This window comes from Mycolicibacterium gadium (assembly GCF_010728925.1).
Taxonomy (GTDB): domain Bacteria; phylum Actinomycetota; class Actinomycetes; order Mycobacteriales; family Mycobacteriaceae; genus Mycobacterium; species Mycobacterium gadium.
The window spans coordinates 4,795,610-4,812,754 of the sequence record NZ_AP022608.1; the positions used below are offsets into that span (position 1 = coordinate 4,795,610).

General features: G+C 65.8%; 11 protein-coding genes and 1 pseudogene. 7 read left to right on the top strand and 5 right to left on the bottom strand.

The genetic code is table 11. From position 1 onward, the window contains the following. The first annotated feature begins 85 nt into the window (after positions 1-85). Positions 86-3,247: a multicopper oxidase family protein gene (locus G6N36_RS23675; protein ID WP_163689223.1), complete on the top strand. Its 3,162-nt coding sequence runs from the start codon at positions 86-88 to the stop codon at positions 3,245-3,247. Here the strand turns inward: G6N36_RS23675 and G6N36_RS23680 are convergent. The 3 genes from G6N36_RS23680 to G6N36_RS23690 are packed head-to-tail and all read right to left on the bottom strand — an operon-like array spanning position 3,244 to position 7,758. Beyond that, positions 3,244-4,215: an antibiotic biosynthesis monooxygenase gene (locus G6N36_RS23680; RefSeq protein ID WP_163689224.1), complete on the bottom strand. Its 972-nt coding sequence runs from the start codon at positions 4,213-4,215 to the stop codon at positions 3,244-3,246. The genes G6N36_RS23675 and G6N36_RS23680 overlap by 4 nt on opposite strands. 10 nt (positions 4,216-4,225) lie before the next feature. Further along, positions 4,226-6,943 carry a molybdopterin-dependent oxidoreductase gene (locus tag G6N36_RS23685; protein WP_163689225.1) on the bottom strand — a complete coding sequence of 906 codons (2,718 nt, stop codon included), beginning with the start codon at positions 6,941-6,943 and terminating at the stop codon, positions 4,226-4,228. Next, a complete protein-coding gene (locus tag G6N36_RS23690) occupies positions 6,940-7,758 on the bottom strand; it encodes an FAD binding domain-containing protein (protein WP_163689226.1) in 819 nt (272 codons plus the stop codon). Before G6N36_RS23690 ends, G6N36_RS23685 begins: the two co-directional genes overlap by 4 nt. 218 nt (positions 7,759-7,976) lie before the next feature. Between G6N36_RS23690 and clpB the strand changes: the two genes are divergently transcribed. Genes clpB through G6N36_RS23720 form a run of 6 tightly spaced genes read left to right on the top strand, consistent with a single transcriptional unit; the run spans position 7,977 to position 15,099 of the window. Further along, on the top strand, positions 7,977-10,523 hold the full coding sequence (gene clpB / locus G6N36_RS23695) for an ATP-dependent chaperone ClpB (protein WP_163689227.1): 2,547 nt from the start codon (positions 7,977-7,979) through the stop codon (positions 10,521-10,523). An 18-nt stretch (positions 10,524-10,541) separates the two neighbouring features. Further along, complete coding sequence (locus tag G6N36_RS23700; protein ID WP_163689228.1) at positions 10,542-11,873, top strand: alpha/beta hydrolase domain-containing protein; 1,332 nt, start codon at positions 10,542-10,544, stop codon at positions 11,871-11,873. Between the two features lie 49 nt (positions 11,874-11,922). Further along, on the top strand, positions 11,923-12,753 hold the full coding sequence (gene ttfA, locus G6N36_RS23705; protein ID WP_163689229.1) for a trehalose monomycolate transport factor TtfA: 831 nt from the start codon (positions 11,923-11,925) through the stop codon (positions 12,751-12,753). A 25-nt stretch (positions 12,754-12,778) separates the two neighbouring features. Further along, entirely contained in the window at positions 12,779-13,555 is a 777-nt protein-coding gene (locus G6N36_RS23710) for an SDR family NAD(P)-dependent oxidoreductase (protein WP_163689230.1), read from the top strand. Between the two features lie 10 nt (positions 13,556-13,565). Beyond that, the gene (locus G6N36_RS23715; protein ID WP_163689231.1) at positions 13,566-14,465 is read left to right on the top strand and encodes a hypothetical protein; all 900 of its coding nucleotides are present in this window, start codon (positions 13,566-13,568) and stop codon (positions 14,463-14,465) included. Continuing rightward, positions 14,458-15,099 carry a TrmH family RNA methyltransferase gene (locus G6N36_RS23720; RefSeq protein ID WP_163689232.1) on the top strand — a complete coding sequence of 214 codons (642 nt, stop codon included), beginning with the start codon at positions 14,458-14,460 and terminating at the stop codon, positions 15,097-15,099. Before G6N36_RS23715 ends, G6N36_RS23720 begins: the two co-directional genes overlap by 8 nt. On the opposite strand, the pseudogene G6N36_RS23725 reads toward G6N36_RS23720, so the two are convergent. Continuing rightward, positions 14,989-16,569: pseudogene (locus G6N36_RS23725) on the bottom strand (MFS transporter); the annotation flags it as partial. The gene G6N36_RS23720 and the pseudogene G6N36_RS23725 overlap by 111 nt on opposite strands. Next, the gene (locus tag G6N36_RS23730) at positions 16,566-17,108 is read right to left on the bottom strand and encodes a TetR/AcrR family transcriptional regulator (RefSeq protein ID WP_163689233.1); all 543 of its coding nucleotides are present in this window, start codon (positions 17,106-17,108) and stop codon (positions 16,566-16,568) included. The pseudogene G6N36_RS23725 and the gene G6N36_RS23730, both read right to left, overlap by 4 nt. Positions 17,109-17,145: the final 37 nt, after the last annotated feature.

A 17,145-nucleotide genomic window follows, 5' to 3' on the forward strand; every position in this document is an offset into this window, starting at 1 on the left:
CGCAACCTAGCAATCATTGACGCCCGGGACTGTTCGTATGCCGCGATGGCCCGATATCCAGCAAGTTTGCCGATAGCATCTGCGCATGCGGCGGCCCGGTTCACGTGTAGTAGTGACCACCCTGATGTTGGTCATCACGTTGATCGCGTCGATGACGGCATGCTCGCGTGACAAAGAAGCCCCCGCCCCGCAGGCCGGAGTCAATGCCGGGCCCGACGGCAGGCCCGCCCCGTTCAGGGAGCCCGTGCGACTCTCGAGCAAGGACGGCGTACTCGAGGTGCGACTGTCGGCGCACCAGGGCAGCGTCAACCTCGACACGGTCAAGGACCCGGTCACCAATTTCTTGATCTTCTCCTACGATCTTGTCAAAGGCACGAGCTCGGACGGATCGACGAAGGGCGACAACGTCTATCCCGCGCCCACGCTGCGGGTGGAACCCGGCGAGAAGCTGATCGTCCACTACGACAACGATCTTCAGAATCTGACGATCCCCGACTTCTACGACCCCGCGATGACACCCAAGGGCGGCGAGGTGCCGTTGTACCCACCCCCTCTCACCGAGTCGCCGCTGAATCTGCACACCCACGGCCTGCATATCAGCCCGTCGGGCAACGCCGACAACGTCCTGCTGTCCATACCGCCCGGCATGGGCAACACCTTCACCTACGACGTGCCCGAGAACATGCCCAACGGGTTGTACTGGTATCACAGCCACCGGCACACGATGACGGCGCAGCAGACGTATGCCGGTTTGGCGGGCCTGCTGGAGATCGGCAGGCCGGACGGCAATCTGCCATTGGTCACCCAGAACGATATTCCCATCCGCAACATGGCGATTCAGTACAACTACGTGTTCGATCGCAAGGGCAATGGCCACCAGCTCAACAACTACAGCTGGCCGCAGTGGGCGAGCACGCTCAAGCCGCCCGAGGGGTCGCAACTCGCCGACGGCACCTATCAGCCGAGCCTGGCGCCGCTGAACATCGCCGACACCACCGTCGGCGCCCAATATCTGACGCCGTGGTGGGCGGGGCCGCTGTCACCGCGCAACAATCGCGGTCAAACTCAGTTCATCCCCTCGAATCTGATGAGCTTCGACAGTCCGACGACGAAGGTCGCCGAGAACCCGGGCCTGCCTGACAATCAGCGCGATGTGCAGTTCACGGTGAACGGCCAGTTCCAGCCGGAACTGAAGATCAAGCCGGGCCAGACGGAGATCTGGGCGGTGGCCAATATCAGCGACATCGCCTATATGACACTGCGATTGACCGAGACCGCCACCGGAGACCATCCGAAGTTCTCGATCGTCGGGCAGGACGGTAACCCCTATACGCAGGTCGGCCGCCCGGTCTACGGGGACGGAACGACGCTCAGCGTGCCGCCGGGGTCGAGGTACGCGATTGCGGTGACGATGCCCAAGGAGGGTGACCTGGTCCTGGAATTCCCACCGGATCCCGATGCCAAGCCGCTCGTGAATCCCGGTGTGCTCTATACGAACAACGGAACCAAGAACACACCGGCGGTGCTGGGCACTCTCACGGTCGATCCCAAGTACATGGCGTTCGCCGACGGTTTCTTCGTGTTCCCGACGCAGACCCTGATCCGTGCCACGCCCGACACCAGTGGAGCAGGAGAGAGCACCGCGTTCGAACCCGGACAGAACCTCGACGCCTACACGTCGTTCGTGGACACGTCGGTGATGACCCCTGCCGTCAAACGGACCATGACGATCACCGACACCATCGGTGGCAACATCGCCAGCAACAACGATCCCAAGGCCGTCATCTACCAGTTCGAACCCGCCGGGTTCCCGAATGTCTCGCTGATCCAGCCGCGGCTCAACTCCGTTGAGGAGTGGACGATCATCAATCAGAACAACGACGCGCATCCAATGCACATCCACGTCAACGACTTTCAAGTGATGGCCATCGACGATCCCCACCGGGGCAAGACCGGTGTGCAGCCATGGGGGCTCGACAACGTCAACGTGCCCGCACCGATATTCAACGACATGCACGTCGTGAGCACGCCCGCGAGCCTGACCATGCGTCAGGAGTTCTCGGAGTTCGCGGGCACATACGTGATCCACTGCCACCGCCTCAACCACGAGGACAACGGACTGATGGCCACCATCAACGTCATCCCCGAGGTGTCGACGTACGCCGTGGCGAATCCCGGCTCCGACGGTAAGCCGGCCTCGGTCCAGGTTCGGGATGGCAATGGTGACAAGGTGCTGCAGACCGTCGTCCCGTTCCCGGACTTCGAGGGCACGCCGTCGGTGGCGATGGCCGACGTGAACGGCGACATGATTCTCGATCTCCTCGTCGGAACCGGTAAGGGGGCCACGCCGGAGGTCGTCGCGTACGACGGCAACGACACCGACCTTGGCCTGTTCAAGACCGAGATCACCCGGTTCGGCCCGTTCGACTCCGGCTTCACCGGCGGTGTGACCGTCGCCGGGGCGGACATCGATGGAAACTCGTTGGCCGACAACATCATCGTCGGCACCGGTCCGGGAACAGAGTCGCAGGTGAAGGTGTACTCCTCGGATCTGCCGTCCGAGTCGGGTAAGGAGCCCGACGTGTTCTCCGCGTTCACGCCCTATCCCGGATCGCAGTCCGGGGTCACGCTGGCCACCGGAATGGTCGAATTCGGTTCGGGTCGTGAGAGCATCGTGACCGCGCCGGGTCCCGGCGATGCGCCGCTCGTCAAGTCGTTCCGGTGGGACCTCTACAGGCCGACCGCGCGGGCGCAGGCCAACGGCACGGCGACCGAGCACGCCGCCAAGCCCAATGAGCCCAGGATGACGTCGAATTTCCTCGCCTACGACGAGGACTACAGGAACGGGGTCGCGCTGTCGACCGGATGGGTGGCTGGTGGGGAAGGTGGCGCCATGAGCATCATCACCAGCCAACTCGCCGGGCCGGGCACCGTGCGGGTGTGGTCGACGGGCTCAAAGCTCGACGGCCAGCCCGGCATGTACCTCGACAGCCCCAATCACCATGAGGAGAACATCGAGTACACCGAGATCGCCTCGTTCGCACCGTTCCCCGGCGGGGCGACCGTTGCAACGAGCAGCACCGTCTACGGAGCCGATCTCGTCGTGGCGGGACGCACTCCCGGTGGCCAGGAGGTCCGCAAGTACACCCTGCAGCGTCCAGCCCCGGATGCGACAACGTTGGCACCGAAGCTGCTCACCACCCTGCCGAAGGTGTCGACGGGACCGACGCCGCTCGGCGGCCGCTAGGGCATGTGTAAGAACGAGATTGTGACGAGGTAGAAGATCGCACTGAAGATCGTCATGATGACGAAGATGATGGCGAACCCACGCCAGTTGGTCTTGGTGACGGAGACGTCGGGCGGCGGCCGCAGCCAGTTCTTGAGTAGCTTGTTGACGAAGTACGGCATCACGAAATAACTGAGTGCCAAGCTGGACAACAGGTTTCCGATCAGCAGGTTCAGCCACAGGTGCAACTTCAGCGGCCACAGCGCCAACGCGATCAGCACGACGGTGGGGTAGACGCCGACCCACACCGCGAGGGAGGTCTTGAAGTTCGACGGCGGTGGAGCTTCGGCGCCCGTGTCGTCGAAGGCGAACCAGTTGCCGAAGGAGTTGTCGACCGTCCTGGAGTGGTAGTCCCTGAACTTCGCGCCCTCGGCGAGCAGCTGGCTGCGTTCGCGCGAAACCAGCCAGCGATCGAGGTCGTCGGCGGTGCTGTAGCGGTACAGCGCGGTCCACTCCTCCTGAACACCCTCCACCGGACGGAATAGCTCGGTTCCGCGGAATCCCGGAAAGGCACTCTCCGCCAGTCGAAGTCGCTCCTGCCAGGCGAGGAACTCGTCGACATCGGCCGGATCGACCCGGTGTGTCACCATCACGGTCACCAATGGATCCGACTTTCGGCCACCGCCGCCGATGACCTGCTGGGTGCCCGGTCCTTCGAAGTACTGCTCGGCCTTGAGTAGCATCTCCTGACGCGTCGCGCTGTTGAGCCATGTCTGGACGTGCGCGACCGAGTCGAAGCGATAGACGATCACCCAATCGCTTTGGACCGCGGTGGGCTGGTTGATCTCGGCGGCGATGAAGCCGGGGTACTTGCCGGCTTCGCGGTTCATGTTGAGCTGCCACGCCTCGAACGCCTGCTCCTGACCGGGCCGAACGCGCTGACTGATGATCACCGTCGCGGTGGTGTCGGTGGCGCCTGTCGTGTCCATGTCCTGCCAATCAGGTTGCGGGAGAGAGGCGCTGCTCGATGAGGCGTCGATAGATACGCTCGGGGGTGAACGGCAGCTCGCGATACCGGATGCCCGTGGCGTCGTGCAGTGCGTTGGCCAGTGCCGGTGCCACCGGGTTGACGTTCGACTCGGCGATGCCTTTCGCCTTCATGGGTCCCACCGAGTCCTGGGTCTCGACGAGAAGGACTTCGGTGCGCGGCACATCGGCGTAGGTGGGGATGCGATAGTTGCGCAAGTTGGGATTGACCATCACTCCGTTGCGGTCGACGCGGAAGTTCTCGGTGAGCGCGAAGCCGATGGCCTGTGCGACCCCGCCTTCGATCTGTCCGCGGACCTGCTGCGGATTGATCACGACGCCGGGATCGGCGGCGTGCACGCTGTAGAGAATTCGGGTTTCGCCGGTGATCCGGTGGACGCCGACGCGGAATCCGTGCGCATTGGACGTCACGCTGCGCGGCGAACCATAGGCCTTGCGCGCCACGGTGAACCGCCTACCGCGCTCGCGGGCGGCCGCCAACACCTCGGCCAGCGTCATTCTGGTGTCGGCGCACAACACCCCGTCGTCGTCCATGACGCATGCACTGACATCGACGCCGACGTGTCCGGCGGCGAAGTGCAGAATGCTGTCACGCAGAGCAGTCGTCGCCTTCTGGACGGCGTTGCCCGAGACGAACAGGCCCGCGCTCGCGAACGCGCCGGTGTCGAAACCCGTCCTGTCGGTGTCGGCCTGCACGAGGTGGATTCGAGACGTCGTGGTGCCGAGCACGCTCGCCGCGATCTGCACATGCGCCGTCGAGGTGCCTTCACCGAATTCAACTGTTCCTACCGCGATCTCGTAGACGGCATCGTCTCGCAGGGTCGCCCATGCGTTGGAAACATGGTCGGTCGGCGGGGCGGTCTCGTGGATGGAGCTCGCGGTGCCGGTGCCGACCAGCCAATCCGGTCCCAGATTCGGCTCGGGCGGCATGCGGCGCAACGCGTCGTCCACCAGGTCGATGCAGGCGGTGAGCCCGTCCTCGGTGAAAGTCACATCTTCGGGGTGCTCACCGAGCGCCACCAGCGCATCGCCGGGCACAACCACGTTGCGACGGCGCAACTCCAGCGGATCCATACCGAGCGCCAGCGCCAACTCGGTCATCGCGGACTCGACCGCGAACGACGGCTGGGTCATCCCGTACCCGCGCAGCGCACCGCTGGGCACGGTGTTCGTGTACACCGAGTAGCCGTCGAATCTCTTGTTGGGGCATCGGTACTGCATCACGGCGGCACCGCCGGCGAACAGCGTCTCGCCGCCGTGGTTACCGTATGCCCCGGTGTTGGAGACGTTCCGGAATTGGAACGCGGTCAGCGTGCCGTCGGCCTTCGCGCCGAGTTTCACGGTGATCTTCATCGGGTGTCGCGGTGAGGCCGTGGTGAACGCCTCTTCCCGGGTGTACTCCCAGCAGACGGGTCGGCCGGTGTCCAGAGCCGCCAGGGCGACCAGGTCCTCGGAGATCACTTCCTGCTTGCCACCGAACCCGCCGCCGACCCTCTTGCAGAAAACCCTCAGCTCGTCGGGGCGGAGGTTGAACAGATGGGAGAGTTTGAGTTTCGCGACCGACGGCGACTGCGAACTCGTGCGCACATGCAACCGCCCCTCCTCCATCCAGGCGATCGAACCATGCGTTTCGAGGTGGGCGTGCTGGACGCGGGGCGTGAAGTACGTGCCCTCGTGCATCACGTCGGCTGCGGCGAATCCGGCCTCGACGTCGCCGACCTCGCCATGCAGTTCGAGCAGGATGTTGCGCAGCTTGTCGTGTGCGAACGGGTCGTCATAGCTGTGTAATTGGGGCGCGCCGTCGGCCATTGCTTCCTCGGGGTCGAAGACCGCGGGCAGCACCTCGTACTCCACGGCGACCCTGCGGCAACCCTCTTCGGCGGCGCCGACGGACTCGGCGACCACCGCCACGACGCGCTGGCCCACGAACCGCATGACGTTGTCGAGTATGTAGGTGTCGTCGGGGTCGACGAGGTGGTCGGTGTGGATCGCCGTGCTGAATCGCTTACGGGGGACGTCCCGCCACGTGTATACGCGCTGCACGCCGGGAACCTCGAGCGCGGCGGACGCGTCTATGGAGACGACGCGTGCATGGGCGTGCGGCGAGTGCAGCACCTTGAGGTGAAGCATTTCCGGCATCGCGGTGTCCATGGTGAACTCGACCGTCCCGGTGACGACTCCGGTGGCCGCCGGCGCGACGACGTTGGCGCCGACCGCTTCACCGGGTGCCGCGTCCTCGATTCCCTTGACACCGTTGATTGCGTCCTCGATGGCGCGATACCCGGTGCAGCGACACAGGTTTCCCTTCAGCGCGCGCGGTAGGTCGCTCTTCTGCTCGTCGGTGAAGGTGGCCGACGTCATGATCATCCCCGCGGTGCAGAAACCACACTGGAATCCCGGCCCGTCGAGAAATCGCCGTTGCATGGGATGCAGGTTGTCCGGTGTGCCAAGGCCCTCGATGGTGGTGACTTCCCGCCCCTCCGCGCGGAAGGCGGGGGTGATGCAGCTGTGCACCGGATCGCCGTCAAGCCACACCGTGCAGGCTCCGCAATCACCTGCGTCACAACCTTTTTTGACACCGAGGCAGCCCAGCGAGCGGACGAAGGTACGCAGACACTGGCCGGGTCTGGGCTGCTCGTCGAAGTCCGCGCCGTTCACGGTGTAGGTCACGAAGCCGCCCGCGAGAACTCGGCGCGGATGTCCTCGGCGTAGTGCGCGGCGAGGTGACGCCGGTGGTCCGGGCTGCCGTTGGGGTCGTCGAACCAAAGCTCTTCGGGCAGTTCGTCGATACGTTGCGCGAGCGCGTCGGCGTCCGGCATCGAATCGAATCTCATGCGTACCGGGTGGATGGTGCCCGCGGTGATGGTCAACAGCAGGTCGTGCTGGTGTTGCGTCGCGACGATGAAGATTGTCGATCGGCCGAGCTTGGTCAGGGTGAACCGTCGGTGGGTGTGCCGCTTCCGCAGGGCGCTCGCCGGAATGTCGACCTTCCGCAACACCTCGCCGGGCGCGAGGATGTTGGCGTTGTTCCCGGTGACGAAGTCGGCCGCGTCGACGGTGCGCTCGGACCCGTCGGGCGCGCGCAGGGTGTAGGTGGCCTCCAGCGCCACTGTCATCGTGATCATCGGGCCGGCGGGCAGCGACATGCAGATGTTCCCGCCGACCGTCGCGCTGTTCCACACTTTGAACGAAGCCAGGAACGCCTCACAGCTCGTCTTCAGCAGCGATGCGGCGGGCCAGTCGCTCGGCGCCGTGAGCGCGTACAGGTCGCGGATCGTGCACATCGCGCCGATCTCCAGCCCGGTCTGCTCGACCGTGAGGGCGTCCCAGCCCAGCGGTGCCAGATCGATCAGCCGCCGCAGGTGTGGTTGCTGATCCGAGAACAGCCAGGTGCCGCCCGCGAGGAAGGCATCCCCGTCGCGCCAGTGCGCCCCGGGCGGATCGTGCGGGTGGCGGACCACATCGGTGACGGTGTTGAGGTCCAAACGTCTTCCCCCATGCGGCTTTGCCCGAGTTGGATTCCGCCATCGTAGAGGGACGTGGTGGGTGGTTGCTGGATCAACGGCTCGGTACGCGCTGGCGCTGCGCTGGCAAAAAAGTTAAAGTTGAGCGGAACAGACTCAACCTTGACGGCGTTGTACAACGCGACAAGCATTCCAAGGGGCCTTTGCGCGGCCCTGAAGTACATAGAAATGGAGGCGTCGTGGACTCGTTCAATCCGACGACCAAAACCCAGGCGGCCCTTACTTCGGCGCTGCAAGCGGCTACCGCCGCCGGCAACCCACAGATCACGCCCGCCCATTTGTTGATGGCACTGCTCACCCAGAACGATGGCATTGCCGCACCCTTGTTGGAGGCCGTCGGCGTCGAACCCGCGACAATCCGCGCAGAGACGCAACGAATTCTCGATCGGCTGCCCAGCGCATCGGGGTCGAGTTCGCAGCCGCAGCTGGCACCCCAGTCGATCGCTGCGATCACCACGGCCACCCACCTGGCCACCGAGATGGACGATGAATACGTCTCCACCGAGCATCTGCTCGTCGGCCTGGCCACCGGTGACTCCGACGTCGCCAAGCTGCTCAGCGGCCACGGCGCGTCCCCGCAGGTGCTGCGCGACGCGTTCGGAAACGTGCGCGGCAGCGCGCGCGTCACCAACCCAGACCCGGAGGCCACGTACCAGGCGCTGGAGAAGTACTCCACCGACCTGACCGCGCGTGCCAAAGAGGGCAAGCTGGATCCGGTTATCGGGCGCGACAACGAGATTCGCCGGGTCGTCCAGGTGCTCTCACGTCGCACCAAGAACAACCCGGTGCTGATCGGTGAGCCCGGCGTCGGCAAGACCGCGATCGTCGAGGGCCTGGCCCAGCGCATCGTCGCAGGCGACGTACCGGAGAGCCTGCGCGACAAGACCGTCGTCTCACTGGATCTCGGCTCGATGGTCGCCGGTGCGAAGTACCGGGGCGAGTTCGAGGAGCGGCTCAAGGCCGTCCTCGACGACATCAAGAACTCGGCCGGCCAGATCATCACGTTCATCGACGAGCTGCACACCATCGTCGGTGCCGGCGCGACCGGCGAATCGGCGATGGACGCGGGCAACATGATCAAGCCGATGCTGGCGCGTGGCGAGCTGCGACTGGTCGGCGCGACCACCCTCGACGAGTACCGCAAGTACATCGAGAAGGACGCCGCGCTCGAACGCCGTTTTCAGCAGGTGTTCGTCGGCGAACCGTCCGTGGAGGACACCGTCGGCATCCTGCGCGGTCTCAAGGACCGCTACGAGGTCCACCACGGTGTGCGGATCACCGACTCGGCACTGGTTTCGGCGGCGACGCTGTCCGACCGCTACATCACCAGCCGCTTCCTACCGGACAAGGCCATCGACCTCGTCGACGAGGCCGCGTCCCGGCTGCGAATGGAGATCGACTCCCGGCCCGTCGAGATCGATGAGGTCGAGCGCCTGGTGCGCCGGCTGGAGATCGAGGAGATGGCGCTGGCCAAAGAGGAGGACGACGCCAGCAAGGACCGCCTCGAGAAGTTGCGCGCCGAGCTTGCCGACAAGAAGGAAGAGCTGGCCCAGCTGACGTCGAGGTGGCAGAACGAGAAGAGCGCCATCGACGTGGTGCGTGAGCTCAAGGAGCAGCTCGAGACGCTGCGTGGGGAGGCCGACCGGGCCGAGCGCGACGGCGATCTGGCCAAGGCGTCCGAACTTCGGTACGGCCGCATCCCCGAAATCGAGAAGAAGCTCGATGCGGCGGTGCCCCATGCCGAAGCCCGCGAGAACGTCATGCTCAAGGAGGAGGTCGGACCCGACGACATCGCCGATGTGGTGTCGGCATGGACCGGCATTCCCGCGGGCCGCATGCTCGAAGGCGAGACCGCCAAGCTGCTGCGCATGGAGGACGAGCTGGGCAAGCGCGTCGTCGGGCAGCGCAAGGCCGTACAGGCCGTGGCCGACGCGGTGCGGCGCAGCCGTGCCGGTGTCGCCGACCCGAACCGGCCGACGGGATCGTTCATGTTCCTCGGCCCGACCGGTGTCGGTAAGACGGAACTCGCGAAAGCGTTGGCGGAGTTCCTGTTCGACGACGAACGTGCCATGGTCCGCATCGACATGAGCGAGTACGGCGAGAAACACTCGGTGGCCCGCCTCGTCGGTGCGCCTCCCGGCTACATCGGTTATGACCAGGGCGGTCAGCTGACCGAAGCGGTGCGGCGGCGTCCGTACACGGTGATCCTGTTCGACGAGATCGAGAAGGCTCACCCGGACGTGTTCGACGTGCTGTTGGCCGTGCTCGACGAGGGCAGGCTGACCGACGGTCAGGGCCGGACGGTCGACTTCCGCAACACGATCCTGATCCTCACGTCCAACCTCGGTGCCGGCGGGACCGAGGAACAGGTGATGGCCGCGGTGCGCTCGGCGTTCAAGCCCGAGTTCATCAACCGGCTCGACGACGTCATCGTCTTCGACGCGCTCGAGCCCGGTGAGCTGGTGGCGATCGTCGACATCCAACTGCAGCAGCTGTCGAAGCGGCTGGCGCAACGCAGGCTGACGCTCGAGGTGTCGCTGCCCGCCAAGCAGTGGTTGGCGCAGCGCGGTTTCGATCCGCTCTATGGCGCGCGTCCGCTGCGGAGGTTGATCCAGCAGTCCATCGGCGACCAGCTCGCCAAGATGCTGCTTGCCGGTGAGGTGCATGACGGCGACGTGGTGCCGGTGAACGTCAGCCCGGACGGCGATTCGCTGGTACTGGGCTGAGCCTGATATCGATGAGGGATGCGCATCACATCCCTTCCCGGTAGACCCAGCCTGCTCCTCGGCGCCTACGACCTGGCCACACTGGGTTACGGCGCCGAGGAGTTCGTCATCTCGGGGACCGCACGCTCGTATGCCACCGACGAGACGGCGGACTACACCACCCGCGTCGTGGTGTGCCGCCCGAACGGCGCGTTCAACGGCACCGCCGTAGTCGAATGGCTCAACGTCAGCGGCGGCGTCGACGCACCCGCGGTCTGGCTGATGGCGCATCGCGAGATCGCGCGCGCGGGCTACGCCTACGTCGCGGTGTCCGCCCAGTACGTCGGCGTCGAGGGCGGTGACAACCTGATGGGCATCGACATGTCGCTGAAAGCCCAGGACCGCGAACGCTATTCGCAGCTCAACCATCCGGGTGACCAGTTCGCCTATGACATCTACTCCCAGGTCGGCCGGGTGGTCAGTGAGGGTCGCATCGACAGTTTGCAGCCGGAAGCGGTTCTCGCGGTGGGGGAATCGCAGTCGGCGATGTTTCTGACCACCTATGTGAACGAGGTGGATGCGGTCGCTGAAGTTTTTGATGGCTTCCTCGTGCACTCGCGCTTCGGTCCCGCCGCTCCGCTAGGGGGCGGTAGTGCGCTGGAAGAGTCACGGCCCGCGCCGTTCCGGGACGATCTGCGGGTCCCGGTGCTGTCGGTCATCACCGAAACCGATCTGGTCGACGGCCATCTGCTCGGTTACCACCACGCCCGCAGACCCGACGACGACAGGTTGCGGGTGTGGGAGATACCCGGCACTGCGCACGCCGACAACTACACGATTCGGGTCGGCTTCATCGACGACGGCTCGATGCCGTTGGAGGGCCTGGTCGCGGCCTACGCACCCACGAAGGAGTTGATGGGGACGAACCTGTCGTACTACATCAACTTCGCGCCCCAGCATCACTACGTACTGCAGGCCGCGATCGCGGCCCTGAACGACTGGGTTCGAACCGGCGCGGCTGCCGCCACAGCGCAGCCGCTGGCCCTCACCGACGGGGACATCCCGGCGCTGGTGCTCGACGATCACGGACTGGCCGTCGGTGGAGTCCGTACGCCGTGGGTCGACGTGCCGATTGCGCGGACATCGGGCCTCGCGCCCGACGAGAGCCCCATGTCGTTCCTGTTCGGTACCGGGGAGGTGTTCGACGACGGCACGGTGCGCGCGCTCTACCCCGGCGGCGCCGCCGACTACCTGGCGCGTTTCAGCGACGCGCTGGATCGCGCGATCGAGGCGGGATTCCTCGTGGCGGCTGACCGGAGCGAGATCATCGCGCTCGCCGAGGCGTCTTTTCCGGATGTGACGAGCCTGTGATCTGCTCGAGTTCGGACTTGAGGGCTACCTGCAAGTAAGCTACGACCTAATGGTCCCGCTCTGGTTCACGCTGTCCGCGCTCTGTTTCGTGGGTGCGGCAGTACTTCTGTACGTCGACATCGACCGTCGACGTGGGCTGGGTCGTCGCCGCAAGTCGTGGGCGAAGTCGCACGGTTTCGACTATGAACACGAGTCGAGCGACATCCTGAAGCGCTGGAAGCGCGGTGTGATGTCGACCGTCGGCGACATCAACGCCAAGAACGTCGTCCTCGGGCAGATCCGTGGCGAAGCGGTGTTCATCTTCGACCTCGAAGACGTCGCGACCGTCATCGCCCTGCACCGCAAGGTCGGCACCAACGTCGTCGTCGATCTGCGGCTCAAGGGAATCAAAGAGCCGCGGGAAAACGACATCTGGCTGCTCGGCGCGATCGGTCCGCGGATGGTCTATTCGACCAACCTCGACGCGGCCCGCCGCGCCTGCGACCGCCGCATGGTGACGTTCGCCCACACCGCGCCGGATTGTGCGGAGATCATGTGGAACGAGGAGCACTGGACGCTGGTCTCGATGCCGGTGACCAGCACGCGGGCCCAGTGGGATGAGGGCCTGCGCACCGTGCGCCAGTTCAACGACCTGCTGCGCGTGCTGCCACCGACGTCGCAGGCCACCGTCGGTCAGTCCGTGACGCGCCGCAGCGGGTCGCCGAGCCGTCCGCTCAAGCCGGCGCCCGCACGCTCCGAGGTGCCTGCAGGCAGGGCCGAGACTCCAGGCGGCAGGTATGCCCAGGCGCCCCCGCGACCCGAACAGGCTCGTCGGCCCGCGTCGCCCCCGCAGCCACCGCAGTCGCGCAACGGACGGCAGTCCCCGCACTATCAGCGGTAACCGACGCGGTGACTAAGCTGTCGCCATGTCACGCCCCGTCGCCCTGATCACCGGACCTACGTCGGGGTTGGGCGCAGGGTTCGCCCATAGATATGCCGTGGACGGCTACGACCTCGTGCTCGTCGCGCGCGATGCGAAGCGTCTCGACGCGCTGGCCGCCGAACTGCACGACGAGGCAGGCGCGAACATCGAGGTGCTGGTCGCCGATCTGGCGCAGGCCGCCGATCGGTCGAAGGTGGCCGACCGGCTCGCCGCCGGTGTGCGCGTTCTGGTCAACAACGCGGGTTTCGGAACCTCCGGCGAATTCTGGACCGCAGACCTCGCGGTGCTGCAGTCCCAACTGGATGTCAACGTCACGGCGGTCATGCATCTGACGCACGCGGCGATGCCGCCGATGCTGGCGGCCGGCGAAGGCACCGTGATCAACGTGGCCAGCGTGGCCGGACTGCTGCCTGGGCGGGGTTCGACGTACTCGGCCTCCAAAGCCTGGGTGGTCGCATTCTCCGAGGGCCTTGCCAACGGCCTGGGTGGCACCGGCGTCGGCGTGCATGCGCTGTGCCCCGGTTTCGTGCACACCGAATTCCATGAGCGAGCGGGCATCGACATGGCGAACACGCCGTCGTTCCTGTGGCTGGAGGTGGACGACGTGGTCCGCGAGACGATGGCCGATGTCGCACGGGGCAAGGTGGTGATCGTGCCCGGCTTGCAGTACAAGGCACTGACCACCGGCGGCCGCATGGTGCCGCGAAACGTGGTGCGGGCGGTGACGAAAGTCGTTGGCCGGGGCCGGGATAGAACCTGAGTCGCGCTCAGTGTCCGCTCGTTCAGTTTTCGCCGTCCTCACCGCGGTGCTCCTGGTCGCCTCGGCCTGTTCCAGCGATGACGCAAAGATCGACACCTATTCCGCCCAGACCGCGACCATCGGCGAGTCACTGGCGTTCCTGGGCTGGAACATGTCGGTGTCGAATCTGCGTTTCGAGGGCGAAAACGTCCTGATCGACATCGACGCGGCGCCATCGGGTGACGGTCCGCGCGCCGACCCGAAGGACCTGAGGTTCGGGCTTTACGGCGCGTTGGCACACCCGCTCGAGGCCCCCGCCATCGGCGGGTGCCGTGACGTGACAGACCTAGACGTGCAGCCGTTGTCGGTCCAGACGCCGGACCGGCTGACGGGAACGGTGTGTGTGGGGCCACAGCGAGACCAACTCCAGGTGCGCGGGGTCTACGTCTATTCGACCCGTGACCGCACGCCCGGAACCACGATGGCGCACGGTGTCGCATTTCCCGTCGGGCTGCCCGCGGTCGAGGACGAGGCCACCGGACTGACGCTCAAGACGACCAGCGTGGACGCGTTCCGTGCGGACGGCTCCATGCTCGACCAGGCCGCGCTCGGAGATCCCAACGAGTTCACCGGTAACGGGTACATGCTGCTCGGCCTCGAGATCTCCGGTGAGTCAACGCAATACCGTGAGGAGTCGAAACGCCGCGGCGGACCGACGATGGTGGTGATGGCTCCAACGCTGCCTCCGCCCGGACTGAGCCACGCCTGTGACGTCTACGGCGCGTCGACTCTCTTACTACCCGACAGCACGCGCGACGCGGTTTTCACCCGCGTGACGTTGTGCACCCAGGGAGAGATGAACGAAGCGCTGCTGTATCCGACGCTGTCGGTGGTCGGCACGCACGCCGCGATGTGGACCAAGGGTGAGTGAGGCGGGTCCGACCGAGTGGGGCGAGAGTCCCGGGGTAGGCCCGTGGCAAGGTCCGCTGCCCGACGATCCCCGTTACGACCCCGCGCTGCTGCGGGACGGCGACACCCGCAATGTCGTTGATGCATATCGGTATTGGACGCGCGAAGCGATCATCGCCGATATCGACACCCGTAGGCATCCCCTGCACATCGCGATCGAGAACTTCGGTAACGACGCCAACATCGGTGCGGTGGTCCGAACGGCCAACGCGTTCGCGGTGGACACCGTGCACATCGTGGGTCGCCGCCGGTGGAATCGGCGCGGAGCAATGGTGACCGATCGTTACCAGCGGCTGTGCCATCACGACACCACCGAAGCACTGCTGGCCTTCGCCGTCGATGCGGGGCTGACCGTTGTCGCCGTCGACAACGTGCCGGGTGCCGCGCGGCTGGAGGACGTCGAGTTACCGCGGGCATGCCTGCTGGTGTTCGGGCAGGAAGGTCCGGGCATCACCTTTCAGGCCAGTGCCGGTGCCGAATTGACGGTGTCGATCGCACAATTCGGCTCCACCCGCAGCATCAACGCCGGAGTCGCCGCGGGCATCGCCATGCACAGCTGGATCCGAACGCACGCCGACCTCGACCGGGCCTGGTAGCCGCTCGCGCAGCAACAACCACACCGCGACCGCCGAGACCAGCATCAGCGCCGCACCGACGCCCGACGCGATCGCGAGCCCCGACGTGAACGCGTGCTTCGTCGCCACGAGCAGGGCGGCCCCCTGGTCGGCGGGCAGTGTCTGCGCGGCCTCGACCGCAGCGGCTAGGGAGTCCCGCGATTCAGCGACCGCCGCCGCGGGAATGCCCTCGGGCGCAGTGAAATTGCGATATACCCCGGTAACGATCGAGCCCAGTGTGGCAATGCCCAGCGCCATTCCGAGCTCGTACGCGGTCTCCGAAACCGCGGCCGCCGCACCGGCGCGTTCCTTGGGAACGCTGGCCAGGAGGACGTCGCTCGCCACCGTGAACGCCAGGCCGAGTCCGACACCGACGACGAACAGCGTCACGCCGAGTTGCGGGTAGGAGGTGCCGGGTGTGAGCACCGTCAATGTCGCCATGGCGGCTCCCACCATCGCCAGACCCGAGGTCAGTACCGCGCGCCGGGACCAGTAGCGCACCGCGACTCCCGCCAGCACACCGAACACCGTCGCCGTGACTGCCGCGGGCAGTTCGGCCAACCCGGCCTTCAACGGGCTGAAGCCTTGGACGAGTTGGAAGTACTGCGACAGGAAGAAGACCAGACCGGATAGTCCGAGCACGGACAGCAGGTTGGCGCTCACCACGCCGGTGAATGCGCGGTTGCCGAACAGCCGAACGTCGATCAGCGGGTGTGACAGCCTGAGTTGGCGGCGGACGAACAGTGTCAGCGCACCGGCCCCGAGCAGGGCTGCGATGGCGACATCGAGGTGAAATCCCTGCGCAGCAACCTCTTTGATCGCGTACACGGCGCCGAGGATGCCCGCCATCGAGAACACGACGCTGAGCAGATCCCACGGGCCGGGGGCGGGGTTGCGGTGCTCGGGTACCAGTGCGATGCCTCCGATCACGAGGACCACCATCACCGGCACGTTGATCAAGAACACCGAGCCCCACCAGAAATGCTCGAGGAGTATCCCGCCGAGAATCGGGCCGAATGCGGCGCCGGCCGAGAACGCCGACGCCCAAATGCCCACGGCCAGTGTGCGTTCCCTGGGATCGGCGAAAATGCCGCGGATGAGGGCCAGAGTCGCAGGCGCCAGGGTCGCACCCGCAATGCCCTGCAGTGCCCGCGCCGCGATCAACAGCTCCGCCGACGGCGCATACGCCGTTGCGGCGGAGATCACCGCGAAGGCCGTCGCACCCCAGAGCAACATCTTCTTGTGACCGATCCGGTCACCGAGGCCACCCATCGTGATCAGGAGGCTGGCGAGCACGAAGGAGTAGATGTCGCCGATCCACAGGATCTGGATTCCGGTGGCATCGAGGTCCCGGCTGATGAACGGCGTAGCCAGCGCCAGGACCGTGCCGTCGATGCCGATGAGCAGAACCGCGAGCGTCAGGACGCCGAGCGCGGACCAGCGGCGAATCATGATGTCAGTACTCCGTGCAATAGCAGTTCGGTGATCATGTGGTCGAACTCGCGTCCTGCGACGCGTCCGACCTGAACGGCCCACGCCGCTCCTGCCACCAGTGAGTAGAGCGCCTCGGTCAGCCATGCCGCGGTGAGGTCGGGACGGAGATCGCCGTCGCGCTGGCCGCGTTGGAAGAGCGCGGTGATGGCGGCGTCGATGTCCGCCCAGCCCTCCAGCGACTTGTCGACGTCGAATTCCTGGGTCTGGCTATAGAGCAGTGCGAGGTAGGGCGATACCGGTTGGCATGCGGCGATCAGCCTGCGCAACGCCTCGACGGCCGAATCATCGTGCAAGCGCGCAACGTCGAGGGCACGTGCCATCTCGCTGATCGCGAGCTCGTCCAAAGCGGCCAGCAGCGCCGGCTTCCCCGCGAAATGGCGATGCAGTGTGGCTCGGCTCACCCCGACCGCGGCCGCGATCTCGTCCTGCGTCGCATTGGGCCTGCGACCGAGGAAGTCGGCCGCGGCGCGCAGCAGTGTTTCGCGATCAGATGGCATGAGACGATGATAGCTCAGGTGAGACAAATACGTCTCA